The 12,829-nt window shown below is 69.9% G+C and carries 12 protein-coding genes and 1 tRNA gene; 1 reads left to right on the top strand and 12 read right to left on the bottom strand.

What is annotated here, in order from left to right:
• Positions 1-82: 82 nt before the first annotated feature.
• Both FFS56_RS14985 and FFS56_RS14980 read right to left on the bottom strand, forming a co-directional pair.
• Entirely contained in the window at positions 83-1,396 is a 1,314-nt protein-coding gene (locus FFS56_RS14985) for a D-arabinono-1,4-lactone oxidase (protein WP_127012411.1), read from the bottom strand.
• Entirely contained in the window at positions 1,393-2,640 is a 1,248-nt protein-coding gene (locus FFS56_RS14980; protein ID WP_046749634.1) for an alanine racemase, read from the bottom strand. The genes FFS56_RS14985 and FFS56_RS14980 overlap by 4 nt, the downstream gene beginning before the upstream one ends.
• Before the next feature lie 85 nt (positions 2,641-2,725).
• Here FFS56_RS14980 and FFS56_RS14975 point away from each other — a divergent pair.
• Positions 2,726-2,798 (top strand) — tRNA-Leu (locus tag FFS56_RS14975).
• Positions 2,799-2,808: 10 nt separating this feature from the next.
• On the opposite strand, the gene FFS56_RS14970 is transcribed toward FFS56_RS14975, so the two are convergent.
• From FFS56_RS14970 to FFS56_RS14925, 10 genes are all read right to left on the bottom strand, one after another.
• A complete protein-coding gene (locus tag FFS56_RS14970; RefSeq protein WP_046749635.1) occupies positions 2,809-3,474 on the bottom strand; it encodes a DedA family protein in 666 nt (221 codons plus the stop codon).
• Positions 3,475-3,480: 6 nt separating this feature from the next.
• Complete coding sequence (locus tag FFS56_RS14965) at positions 3,481-4,335, bottom strand: hypothetical protein (RefSeq protein ID WP_046749636.1); 855 nt, start codon at positions 4,333-4,335, stop codon at positions 3,481-3,483.
• A 291-nt stretch (positions 4,336-4,626) separates the two neighbouring features.
• A complete protein-coding gene (locus FFS56_RS14960; RefSeq protein WP_249352991.1) occupies positions 4,627-6,144 on the bottom strand; it encodes an FAD-dependent oxidoreductase in 1,518 nt (505 codons plus the stop codon).
• 25 nt (positions 6,145-6,169) lie between these two features.
• The gene (locus FFS56_RS14955) at positions 6,170-7,477 is read right to left on the bottom strand and encodes a S8 family serine peptidase (RefSeq protein WP_127012413.1); all 1,308 of its coding nucleotides are present in this window, start codon (positions 7,475-7,477) and stop codon (positions 6,170-6,172) included.
• Complete coding sequence (locus FFS56_RS14950; RefSeq protein ID WP_127012414.1) at positions 7,474-8,016, bottom strand: DUF501 domain-containing protein; 543 nt, start codon at positions 8,014-8,016, stop codon at positions 7,474-7,476. Before FFS56_RS14950 ends, FFS56_RS14955 begins: the two co-directional genes overlap by 4 nt.
• A 47-nt stretch (positions 8,017-8,063) precedes the next feature.
• A complete protein-coding gene (locus FFS56_RS14945) occupies positions 8,064-8,669 on the bottom strand; it encodes a septum formation initiator family protein (RefSeq protein ID WP_171011021.1) in 606 nt (201 codons plus the stop codon).
• A 73-nt stretch (positions 8,670-8,742) separates the two neighbouring features.
• Positions 8,743-10,023 (bottom strand): phosphopyruvate hydratase, encoded by a 1,281-nt coding sequence (eno, locus tag FFS56_RS14940; protein WP_046749639.1) that lies wholly within the window; start codon positions 10,021-10,023, stop codon positions 8,743-8,745.
• A gap of 97 nt (positions 10,024-10,120) precedes the next feature.
• Positions 10,121-10,780 carry an O-methyltransferase gene (locus FFS56_RS14935; RefSeq protein ID WP_046749640.1) on the bottom strand — a complete coding sequence of 220 codons (660 nt, stop codon included), beginning with the start codon at positions 10,778-10,780 and terminating at the stop codon, positions 10,121-10,123.
• Positions 10,781-10,811: 31 nt separating this feature from the next.
• Positions 10,812-11,762 (bottom strand): type II CAAX endopeptidase family protein, encoded by a 951-nt coding sequence (locus tag FFS56_RS14930; protein ID WP_127012416.1) that lies wholly within the window; start codon positions 11,760-11,762, stop codon positions 10,812-10,814.
• The gene (locus tag FFS56_RS14925) at positions 11,759-12,829 is read right to left on the bottom strand and encodes a DUF1648 domain-containing protein (protein ID WP_046749642.1); all 1,071 of its coding nucleotides are present in this window, start codon (positions 12,827-12,829) and stop codon (positions 11,759-11,761) included. Before FFS56_RS14925 ends, FFS56_RS14930 begins: the two co-directional genes overlap by 4 nt.

The following is a 12,829-nucleotide window of genomic DNA, read 5'->3' as shown; positions in this document are numbered from 1 at the left end:
CCCACCCTTCCTCGTGTTTCTCTCATCCTAGACGCGCAGCCTGCACGTGGACTGGGCGTACGCGGCGTCCGCCGCCGTCGGTTCAGCTGCCGAGCACCCGTTCGAGATAGCGGTTGCCGAACCGACGTTCCGGGTCGAGCCGGTCGCGCAGGGCGATGAAGTCGTCGAAGCGCGGATACTGCTCCCGGAGCGTCTCCGCGGTCAGCGTGTGGAGCTTGCCCCAGTGCGGACGTCCGCCGAACCCGTGCATGATCTCCTCCACCGCTCCGAAGTACTCCGTGGGGTCGGCTCGCCAGTATCGATGCACGGCGATGTACGCACTGTCGCGCCCGTGAGCGGTGGAGAGCCAGCGATCGTCGGCTGCGGCGAAACGCACTTCGATCGGGAACTCGATCCGCCACCCGCGCCGGTCGATGAGAGCCCTGACTGCCTGGAACGCCGCCACGACGTTCTCGGCCGGGATCGCATACTCCATCTCCCGGAAGCGCACAGTCCGGCTCTGGATGAGCACGCGGTGCGACAGCTCGGTGTACTCGCGATCGCCGGTGAGCTTGACCGCGAGCCGGCTGAACGACGGCGTGATCGCCGGGACGACCTGGCCGGCTGCGCACACGACGCGGTAGACGCCGTTCGAGAGCACCGTCTCGTCGATCCATCGCCCGACCACAGGGAGCGGCTTGCGGACCGTCGCTTCCGGGAGACGCGCCTGGCGCTTCGTCAGGGCGACGTCGGTGTGCGGGAACCAGTAGAACTCGAAGTGATCGGATGAGGCGACGCGCTCGTCGAGGGTGGCGAGCACTTCGTCCAGGGCGACCGGCTCGTCGATGGCGTGCATCACGAACGCGGGCACGCATTGCAGCGTCACCTCGACGATGATGCCGAGGGCGCCGAGTCCCAGTGCCACCGCAGGCAGGAGCTCGCTCTCGTGCTCCTCGTCGATCCGCAGGAACTCGCCAGCGGCCGTGACCATCGTGACGCCGACGACCTGGGTGGCGAGGCCGCCGTATCCGGCTCCCGTGCCGTGGGTGCCTGTGGAGATCGCTCCGGCGATGGATTGGCGATCGATGTCGCCGAGGTTCTCCATCGCGAGCCCGTACGGCGCCAGGAGCCCGGGGATGCGGTGCAGCCGCGTTCCGGCGAACAGAGTCACCCGGCCGGTCTCGGCGTCGGCGGAGACGAGGCCCTGCAGGTCGTCGAGCTCGAGCAGCACACCAGGAGCGATGGCGATGCCGGTGAAGCTGTGACCGGCGCCCACCGCCTTCACGGGCAGTCCGTGCTTGACCGCGGCGATCACCGCGCGCTGCACGCCCTCCGGGCTGCGCGGCCGCTCCACGCGCACCGGACGCACGGACGCCGAGCGACCCCAGTTCTGCCAGGTGCCGCCGATTCTCGTCACAGGAAGGCCTTTCCCTCGCCGCGGTATGTCGGCAGCTCGTCGACGATCTCGTCGCCCGAGATCAGGTGATAGCTCTCGATGCGCTCTGCCGGCTCACCGCTCTTGGCATGGCGGAACCAGACACGGTCTCCCACGCCGAGCGACGCGGCCGCCGGCCCCTGCAGCGGTGTCTGCACCTCGCCGGCGGCTTCGCGGGAGAGGGTGTGGAGTCCCTCGGGCCACACAGCACGCGGCTGCCGGGAAGCCACAGCGGGGCCGGAGGCTATCCACCCGCCTCCGAGCACCGTGGCGATGTCGGCGGCGGGGCGGCGCACCACATCGAACGCGAATGCGGAGGCGGGCGCGGGACGGAACGACCGGTAGCCGTCGAAGAGGTGTCCGCCGAGCAGCCCGCTGCCCGCGCTCGCCTCGGTGAGGGACTCGTCGCTGCCCGTGAACTCGAGCGATCCCGTTCCCCCGCCGTTGAGGATCTCCAGGGGTGCCACGGACCCGACTGCGGCGACGATCTCGGCTCGACGCTCACGCAGCTCGTTGCGCGAGCGCGCCTGCACCATGCGGATGAGCGGCGCATCGGGACCGGCGTCGTCGCCCTGACCGGCGATCTGCGCGTCGTACATCTGCAATCCGACGAGGCGGAACCCGGGGCGGGCGACGACCTTTCGGGCGAAGGCGGCGACCTCGCCCGCGCTGAACAGAGCAGAGCGGCGCACTCCGATGTGGCCGAGGATCGAGGACCGCCAGGAGGCATCCACGTCGATGGCGACGCGGAGCTCGGGGCGCGACCGGGGACCCGCGACGCTGTCGATCAGATCGAGGTGCACGAGGTCGTCGACCATCAGCGTGATACGCCGCGCGGCCTGCTCGTCGGCGAAGAGCCGCGCCAGTCCCGCGCGGTCCACGGTCGGGTAGCCCAGCATGATGTCGTCGTGGGTCTCGGCGAGCCAGAGCGCCTCTTCGAGCGTGAAGGCGAGGATGCCGCGGAACCCCGGCAGCTTCAGCACGGCGTCGAGCACGGAGCGCACCCGCACGGACTTCGAGGCGACGCGGATCGGGAGTCCACCGGCCCGCACCAGAAGGTCCATCGCGTTGTAGCGGAGCGCCTCGCGGTCGATCACCGCCACCGGTGCCGGGAGGTGTCCTGTCGCCGCGGACAGGCGCGGCCAGTAACGGGCCGGGTCCTCCCACTCAGGGGCGACCGCGGAGGCACCGTGGACGGGGCTCAGTTCATCGATGAGGTCGAGCACTCCCCCACCCTAAGGCCTCGCGGACTCCGGTTCACCCCTGACGGCACGGCGTCGCAGTCGAGCGCGGCGATAGGCTGACCGGGAGGCCCCCGTAGCCCAATGGCAGAGGCAGGCGACTTAAAATCGCTTCAGTCTGGGTTCGAGTCCCAGCGGGGGCACCGCCGACGCTCAGTCCTCCCCCTGCGCGACCGCCTTCCGCTCACCCGCTGCCTCCCGTATCCGGCGCACGATCAGGACGACGAGAGCTATCGCGATGGCGGAGTAGACGGCGTAGTCGAGATAGCCGAGGTACTGCTCCAGCTGCTCGTGCTGGGTGCCCAACGCCGCTCCGACCCCGAGGAGAAGCGCGTTCCACAGTCCGCTCCCGATGATCGTGTAGACGCTGAAGGTCACGAGGTTCATCCGCGACGCGCCGGCGGGGATCGAGATGAGGCTGCGGACACCGGGAACCATCCGTCCGACCAGGACGGTCCAGCCGCCACTGCGCACGAACCACTCGGATCCACGTTCGAGGTCGGAGCGACTCACCAGTTTCGTGGCAGCGAGCATCCGCACCGCCCGGTCCATGCCGATCGCCGCACCGAGCCAGTACAGCAGCAGCGCGCCCAGCCACGACGCCAAGGTGCTCCAGAAGATCAGCCACCCGAGATTCAGGGAGCCGCTCTGGCTCAGGTATCCCGCAAATGGCAGGATGACCTCGCTCGGGATCGGCGGCACGAGCACCTCGAGAAAGACGAGCACGCCGACGCCGACGTCTCCGAGGGCTGTGAGGACGTCGGCGGCGAATCCGGTGAGGCCGGTGAAGCCGTGTTCGGCGGCAGCAGTGGGAACCATGCGGGGTCAGCGCCCGAAGATGTCGCCGATGCCGGGGAGGCCGAGATCGCCGAGCTGCTCGCCCCATCCACTCGCTGCCTCTCCGACCCCGGATACCGTCTCGCCGGCGGCCCCCATCAGCTCGCCTGCGCCGCCGGCGAGCGACTCGATGTCGACGCCCTCTGCGAGCGCTCCGAAGTCGACGCCGATGTTCGCCGCCTGCTCCAACAGAGGCCCGGCCACGGTGCTGACCACCGCACCTCCGGCCACGACGCCGAGAAGACCGACGGCCGCGCCCCCTGCGGCGACGGCAGCGCCACCGACGCCTGCGCCCCGCACGCGCGAGAGCAGTCCGCGCATCCGTCCGGGGTTCATGGCCTCTGCACGACCCGCCGCTCTGGCGAGGTCGTCGGCTGATGAGGAGCGCGGGCGCTCTCCTGGCGCAAATTCCTGTCGCATTCGAGCCTCGACGAGCGCACGCTGCTCGGGCGAAAGTCGCGCGAACGCCTCGCGGTGGATCTGCTCGACACGCTGCGGATCGGCCGTCTGCAGAAGGTAGTCGTAGCGGGCGATGGCCGCCCGATCGGCATCGGTCACGGACTGCGACGCGCGCGAGGCACCAGCCGCGGGCGGCGTGTACGGGTCACCGGCCGCCGGCGTCGTGTACGGGGCACCGGCTGCGGGACCGGGCAGCGAAGTCCGTCCGGCATCCCCCTGCCCGCGCACGGCGTCGACGGCGCCGCGCAGCATCCCGCTCCAATCCGTCGACCGGGATTCGTCGTGCGAGCGCGATCCGCCGGCCGAGTGGCCGTTGCGCCCCGAGGAGGCATTCTTCTCCAGCGCTTCGGAGGCCATTCCGATCAATCGGGAGAGCTTTCCCATGAGTGGTCCCTTTCGTGGTGCGGACCACCGGGGATCCACGACGTCGGGACGACGGCAGGGTTCACTCAGCAGCCCGCGATGCGGGTGCCAAGGTCTCCTCCACCCTCACGGGCCGGCGGGCCGGAGCACGATCTCGTGCTCGTAATGACGACTTCGCCGCATTCGGGAGTACTCCCCTTGCCCGCGAGACGATACCGACCGCACCTATGCGTCGCCTCGGAACGACCCGCCACGACGACGATCGGCCCCGGCGCAGTGCGCTCGGGGCCGATCGTCGTCGTGCGGAAGGTGTTACTTCGCCGCTGCTTCCGCCGTCTCGGGAGTCTTCTTCGCGGCGGGCTTCTTTTCCGCCGGAGCGGCCTTCTCCGCCGGAGCGGCCTTCTCCGCCGGAGCGGCCTTCTCCGCCGGAGCGGCCTTCGCCGCCGGAGCGGCCTTCGCCGCCGGGGCGGCCTTCGCCGGGGCATCAGCCACGGGCGCAGCCGGAGCGGCCGGGCGCGGACGCGCGGCGAACTCCTCGAAGACGTAGCGCGGGTTCTGCACCGTCTCGAGGTTCACGAGATCGCGGCCGAGCCACAGGTTGTTCCACCAGCCCCACAGCACGCGCCACTTGCGCTCCCACGTCGGCATCGCGAGACCGTGGTAACCGCGGTGCGCGAGCCAGGCGATGAAGCCCTTGAGCGCGATCTTGCCGGACTGGAAGACGCCGTTGTACAGGCCGAGACCTGCGACAGCGCCGAGGTTCTTGTGGAAGTAGTCCTTGGGCTTCTCGCCCCGGAGCACGGCCACGAGGTTCTTCGCGAGGAGCTTCGCCTGGCGGACCGCGTGCTGGGCGTTCGGCACGCAGAAGCCTCCGACGCCACCACCCGAGAGGTCGGGGACAGCGGAGACGTCTCCGGCTGCCCATGCACCCTCGACGAAGGCCTCGGGTGTGCCGACGCGCAGATCGGCGCGGGTCTGGATGCGACCGCGCTCCTCGACCGGCAGATCTCCGCCGCGCACGACGGTCGGGTTGGCCATGACGCCGGCTGTCCACACGATGACGTCGGTCGGGATGACCTCGCCGGTGGAGAGCTCGACGTTGCCGTCGACCGCACTGGTGAGCTGCGTGTCGAGGTGCACGTTCGCGCCGCGCTTGGCGAGGTCCTTGAGCACCCACTCGCTCGTCTGCAGCGAGACCTCGGGCATGATGCGGCCCATCGCCTCGATGAGGTGGAAATGCGTGTCCTCGAAGCTGATCTGCGGGTACTTGCCGACCAGAGCGGACGCCAGCGAGCGGAGTTCGGCGAACACCTCGATGCCGGCGAAGCCACCACCGACGACCACGACGGTCAACAGACGGTCGCGCTCGGGACCGGCGGGGAGCGAGGCGGCCTTGTCGAAGTTCGACATGACCTTGTCGCGGATCGCGACGGCCTCTTCGATCGTCTTCAGTCCGATCGCGTTGTCGGCGATGCCGGGGATCGGGAAGGTGCGCGAGACGGCGCCCGCCGTGACGACGATCTGGTCGTATGCGAACTCGTACGGCTCTCCCAGCGGCGGCGTGATGGTCGCGACCTTCTGGGCGTGGTTGATGTTGGTCACCTTGGCGGTGAGCACGTTGGTGCGCTTGAGGTGACGGCGGTGCGCGACCACCGAGTGACGAGCCTCGATGGAGCCCGCGGCGACCTCGGGGAGGAACGGCTGGTACGTCATGTACGGCAGCGGGTCGACCATGGTCACGTCGGCTTCGCCCTTGCGCAGGTGCTTCTCGAGCTTCCACGCGGTGTAGAAACCCGCGTACCCTCCGCCGACGATCAGGATCTTGGGCACAGTGCTGTTCTGAGGCACAGAAGAACTACTCCTCGGAGTCGGGGGTGTGGCGTACGGAAATGCGCGCCGATCGGATGCGCCGGGCAGCAGCGGTGACGCCAAGCGCTATCAGGATACCAGGGACTGTGAGCGCAATGAGCGGCAGGGTACCGTAGCGCAATGAATCCGCGCTGGGAAGCAGCGGTGAGCCGGGATCGGTGGGTGCGTCGGCCGCCGGCAGAGGCGGGATGTCTACCGGCGTGACGGGCGCGGCCGTCTCGGGCTCCGTCTGTGCACGGCGGAAGACGCGGATCCACTCGGCGAGATCCCCCATCGGGTTCTCGCTCACCGCCGGAAGGTTCGCGGAGATCGCCGCAGTGGCGTCGACCAGCCCATACCCGTACAGCGGGTCCTGCGGTTTGACCGCGTCGGGGACGGGGATGGCGGTCTTGATGATGCGGTTGATCACGTCGATCGCCTTGATCTCGGGGTGTGCCGAGCGGATCAGGGCAGCGACCCCTGCGACGATCGGGGCTGCGCCGCTCGTGCCGCGCCACGGCGTGACGGTCCCGTCGGCCGAGACTCCGATGAGTCCTTCGCTGGGCGCGGAGATGCCGATCGTGATGCCCTGTGTCGAGGCCTCGATGCTGGCCGTGCCGGTCTGGTCGACGCCGCCGACCGTCAGCACCCCGGGGATGGTCGCGGGAGCACCGATGATGTTCGTGCCGCTCCCCCTGTTCCCCGCCGCGACGACCACCACGACGTCGTGCTGGAACGCGTAGAGGAATGCCTCATCCCAGCTCTCATCCCAATCGAGCGTGTTCGTGGTGAAGGAGAGGTTGATGATGTCGGCGCCGTTGTCGACGGCCCACTTCATGCCCTTCGCGACCTGCTCCGTGAACGGCACGGCCGCGGCGGCGCCGAATCCGACGGAGATCGAGAGCAGATTCGCCTCCGGAGCGACGCCGATCATCCCGGTGCCGTCGGGAGCGCCTCGTCCGGCCGCGAGCGACGCCACCCAGGATCCGTGATTGCCGTCGACGGCACCCAGAGGGGTGCGGCCATCCGGCGTTCCGGTTCCCGATACGTCGGTTCCGCCGACCACGGCGTCGCCGAAGACGGAGGGCACCTTGGCGATACCCGTGTCGATCACGGCGATCGTCACGCCCTCGCCACGTGTGGTCTGCCAGGCTTCGCGGATACGCGCGCCGTCGAGCCAGTACTCCGAGGCCCGGACCGGGTCGGCCGGGTCGTCCGGGACCGGTGGCGGGGTGGCCGTGGCCCCGATGAGCAGCACGGACGCTGCGACCACCACGATGGCGGCAGCGCTGCGCAGCGTCCGGCGCACGGTCATGCCGTGGAGGCCGCCGTGTCGCGGGTGGCAGCGCCGGGGTCTTCGCAGCGGCAGACGGCGGGCGACCAGGAGGAACGCCCGAGCGCCGCGTCGCCGATCGGGTTCACTCCAGGACCGGCGGCCAGGGCATGCCCGGCCAGGGCGTGCAGGCACTTGACGCGCGTGGGCATGCCACCCGCGGAGATGCCGTCGATCTCGGGGACCTCGCCGAACTCGGCACGATCCGCCAGGTAGGCCTCGTGGGCTGCGAGATAGGCCGCAGCCATGTCCTCGTCCTCGGCGATGAGTGCGGCGAGCTCGGGCATCACCTGGGTGGCTTCCAGCGTCGACATCGCCGCCGTCGCCGCGGGGTGCGTGAGGTAGTAGAACGTGGGGAACGGCGTGCCGTCCGCCAGGCGCGGCGTCGTGGCGACCACCGTCGGGTTGCCGCAGACGCAACGGGCCGCGATACCCACCACACCCCGGGCGGAACGGCCGAGCTGGGCCGACACGACGGCGAGTTCGGCGGGCGTGGGGGCGGGGAAGGGCGGCGTGGTCACCCCACCAGCGTAGGGGAGGCTGCGGGGAAGATGCTCGGAGCGGATGCTCAGCGAGTGACGGCGGCGGTGTCGCTGAGCCCGGACGACACGAGGGTGCGCAGCAGCTGCGGCATCCAGTCCGTCGGCTTCTCGACGAGCGTGTCGCTCACCGGCTCCTGCTCCCGCGGGAGGGCAGCAGGATCGAGGTCGTTGTCGATCAGGTAGACGACCTCGCCTGGTTTCACGTAATAGAGGCGCTCGCGGGCCTGCGTCGTGATGTACGCGGGGTCGTTCCAGCGCTCGCGTTCGGCTTCGAGCGCCGCGATCTGGTCTTCGCTCACCTGCACGGAGGCCTCGAGGGCTGCGATCTTCTGGCGCTGGTCGATGAAGGTCCCGAGCGTCGGCACCAGCACCCACGCGCCGAGCACCACCAGCGAGAGCATGATGACGGAGAAGGCGGAGAGGCGGATGCCGGAAGCCCACTCGCGCACATCGACGCGGGGGGCTCCGCCTCGGCTCCCCGCCGCCGCGCGCGCGGTCGAAGGCGCCGCCGCGCGCGCGGTCGAAGGCGCCGTCGCGCGGGCCTTCGGCGTCGCCCTGCCCTTGCCTTTCGCCGGGGGTTTCGGCGTGTGCGCTCCCGGAGACGGCGAAGGAGGAGCCGGTCGTCGTGCCACGGCTCCTCCTTCGTCGTGCCGCATCAGCGGCGGTGTTCACCGCCCGCAGGCGGCTCTGCGTGCGTGTGTGCGCTCAGGCCTGGTAGCGCGGGAACGCGGAACGGCCGGCGAAGACCGCGGCGTCGCCCAACTCCTCCTCGATGCGCAGCAGCTGGTTGTACTTCGCGACGCGCTCGCTGCGAGCGGGCGCGCCGGCCTTGATCTGACCGGCGTTGGTCGCGACGACCAGGTCGGCGATCGTGGTGTCCTCGGTCTCACCCGAACGGTGCGACAGCATCGCGGTGTAGCCCGAGCGCTGTGCGAGGCTGACCGCGTCGAACGTCTCGGTGAGAGTGCCGATCTGGTTGACCTTCACGAGCAGCGAGTTGGCGACACCGCGCTTGATGCCGTCGGCGAGACGCTGCGGGTTGGTGACGAACAGGTCGTCGCCGACCAGCTGCACCTTCGAGCCGAGCGCCTCGGTCAGGTGCTTCCAGTTGTCCCAGTCGTCCTCTGCCAGAGCGTCTTCGATCGTGACGATCGGGAAGTCGTTGACGAGTCCGACGTAGTACTCGGTGAGAGCGGCGGCGTCCCAGTCCTTGTTGTCGAGGCGGTAGACGCCGTCCTTGAAGAACTCGGTGGCGGCGACGTCGAGGCCGAGCGCGATGTCGGTGCCCGGCGTGAAGCCGGCCTTCTCGATCGCCTTCACCAGGAAGTCGAGGCCCTCGCGGTTGCTGGGCAGGTCGGGGGCGAAGCCGCCCTCGTCGCCGAGGCCGGTCGCGTAGCCCGCGGCCTTCAGCTCGGCGCGCAGCACGTGGTAGGTCTCCACGCCCCAGCGCAGTGCCTCGGAGTAGGTCTCCGCACCGATCGGCGCGAGGAAGAACTCCTGCATGTCGATGCCGTTGTCTGCATGCTCGCCACCGTTGATGACGTTGAACAGCGGAACGGGGAGCACGTGGGCGTTCGGACCGCCCAGGTAGCGGAACAGCGGAAGGTCGGCCGAGTCGGCCGCGGCCTTCGCGACCGCGAGGCTCACGCCGAGGATGGCGTTGGCGCCGACGCGCTTCTTGTTCTCGGTGCCGTCGACCTCGATGAGGATCTCGTCGACGATGCGCTGCTCGCTGGCCTCGACGCCTTCGATCGCCGGTCCGAGCTCGTCGATGATGGCCTCGACGGCCTTGAGCACGCCCTTGCCGCCGTAGCGGCTCTTGTCGCCGTCGCGGAGCTCGTACGCCTCGAACGCGCCGGTGGATGCACCGGACGGCACGGCCGCCCGCTGCACGATGCCGTCGTCGAGGAGGACCTCCACCTCGACGGTCGGGTTTCCGCGCGAGTCGAGAATCTCGCGTGCGCCTACAGCCTCGATCAGTGCCACTGATGTGCTCCTTGCTCAGGGGGAAAACGTTGTGTGGAGCGTCGTCGATCCGCGCCCAGTCTAGCCCGGCCTCCCGACGGCTCCGAGGACCCGCCCGTCAGACGACGACCGCGATCGCGAAGCCGTCCCATCCCTTGGCTCCCACGGTCTGCAGTGCCGTGGCATCGAAGCGCGGGTCCTCCCCCAGCATGCGCAGACCTTCGCGCGTGCCGACGACCTTGGGGTCGTCGGAGTCGTCACGGACGATCTCGCCCTCGCGCCCGATGTTGTCGAGAACGATGACGGTGCCGGGATGACCGAGCTTCGCCGCCCAGTCGAGGTAGATCGTGTTGGACTCCTTGTCGGCGTCGATGAACACCAGGTCGAATCCGCCGACCAGGGTCGGAAGCACGTCCGCTCCCCTGCCCACCCGGATGTCAACGCGGTCTCCGACGCCCGCGGCGTCGATGCTGGCGCGTGCAACCGCCGCGTTGTCCGCCTCCGCCTCGACCGTCACGACGCGACCCTCGGAGCCCACGGCGCGGGCGAGCCAGATCGTGGAGTACCCGCCGAGGGTGCCGATCTCGAGCACCCTGCGCGCGCCGCTGATCCGGGCCAGCAGATGCAGGAGCTTGCCGGCCACCGGAGCGACCTCGATCTCGGGCATGCCCGCGTCACGCTGGGCGGCGAGCGCCGACTCCAGGTCGGGGTCGGGACCGACGAGCAGGTCGGCGAGGTAGGAGTCGGCATCGGACCAGGCGGCGGGGGTGGATTCCATGGCCTCAGCCAACCCCCGCCACTGCCCTCCGTCAAGAGCGCGGCGTGGAGAGCAGACGACCGGGCGCGTCAGCGAGCTCGGGCTGCCGTCGGAACTGGCCGGTCGACACGAGCACGAGCACGACCGCGGCGATCACGACCCAGCTGGCGACCCCCAGGGGACCTGCGAGAGCGAGGTCCGGCTGCGCAGCGGCGAAGATCATGACCATCCCCGCAGCCGCGTTCAACGAGCCGTGCGCGATCACGGCCGGCCACACGGAGGCCGACCGCAGACGCAGCCAGCCGAGCAGGATGCCCCAGGCCACGCATCCGCCGACCATGAACAGCACCCCGGTGATGTCAGTGCGCCCGAAGTTGTAGCCGAGCAGGATGACCGGACTGTGCCAGAGGCCCCAGATCACGCCACTGAGGATCAGCGCAGGCCAGGTCCCGAGCGGGCGCAGCGCCGGCAGCAGCCAGCCCCGCCACCCGAGCTCCTCTCCGAATGCGAAGAGACTGTTGAACAGCCCGCCGACCGGGATCATCGCCAGCTGCGCGAACACGATGACCTGGACGGGAGGAAGCGGCGTACCGGCCGGGACGGACTTCTCCAGCTCGGCGGCGAAGGCCGCGAACGTCAGGTCGAGCTGCACGAAGCCGAGAGCCGCGGACAACAGGATGCCCAGTGCCACCAGGAGCGGCGGCGCGAGCCAGCCAGCCACCATGAGCCAGATCACGCGTTTCGCGGGGCGCAACGGCCACAGTCCGAGGAAGCGGGCGCGCCGCCCTGGCGCGGGGACGCGCATCAGGAACGTCACCACCAGCGCGGCGATCGCAGGGGTGAACATCATGATCGGCAGCAGGAAGACCGACATCGGCTCGGCGAGACCGTCGCCCAGCCACAGTGGCAGCGCCACGAGCCAGGCGAGGGCGAAGGACACCGCCACGAAGACGATCACCGCGGCCCAGGGCACGCGACGCGCGTGCAGGATCCGGTCGTTCATGAGGTCGCCTTTCCGTCGTCGGTCGAGGGGGAATCCGGTGTTCGCGAGCGGTCGACATAGGACTGCAGCAGTGCGGCAGCTTCTTCCGCACCGTCGATCGTCGCGATGAAGGGCCGTCGACCGCGGCGGGACACCTCGATCGCCGCGCCACGTCGCATGACGATGCCCGTGCGGCCGTCGACGGCGATGCGCCATCCCCATCCGCCGAACTCACCGAACGGCGAGATGTCCACGGCGCGGGCGGACTCCACCTCATCGAGAGGGATGCGAACGCGCGGCCACCCCAGTAGGGAGCGGGCGGAGAAGCCTTCGGGCGTGACCTTGATGCGGAAGGACGTGGTCGCCGCCACCGCGAAGCCCACGACGAGCGCGACCACCGCGACGATCCAGCCGCCCTCGACGCCGGTGCCCAGCATGAACGCGGCGACTACGACGAGGCCGAAGAGCACGACGAAAAGGAGCAGGAGCGCCCCGCGCGGCATCGTGGTCGTGGCGACCCACACGACGCGCTCCCCCTTCGCGACGTGCACGGCGTACCGAGGCTCGAGTGTGCGTCCCTGTTCCGCTCGCACTCGCGGCTGCACGACCCACGCGATGGCACCGACCACCGCGAGCGCTCCGAAGGCCAGGGCCATGACGCCGCCGATCCCCGGAGCGTCAGCCGGGTCGGCGAGGTCGCGCTGGATCGCGAGCGAACCGAGGCTCAAGACGGCGGCGAGGGACGACATACCGGCGGCGAGCGCACCCATCAGCCGTGCAGCGCCGCCCCAGTGCGCACCGACCGCGGCGAGTGTCACGATGGCCATCAGCACGGGCAGCCCGAGGCCGACACCGAGGAGGATCCAGAGGTACGTGGCCGGAGCTCCGAAACCGTCGGCACCGTTCAGCCCCCAGTGCGTCGCGACCTCCGGCGGCAGCGCGGGCAACCACGTCAGCAGGACCACGACGGCGATCGCCGTGATGACGACCGGCAGGATCACCGCGACGAGGAAGAAGGCCAGCCGGGCGCGTCGCAGCAGTGGAGGCGGTGTGCGCGTGAGGTCGTGGGTGGTTTCGTGATCGGTCAT

Source organism: Microbacterium sp. Beta (genome assembly GCF_005502545.1).
GTDB lineage: Bacteria > Actinomycetota > Actinomycetes > Actinomycetales > Microbacteriaceae > Microbacterium > Microbacterium oxydans.
This window is presented reverse-complemented; position numbering and strand designations above follow the sequence as displayed.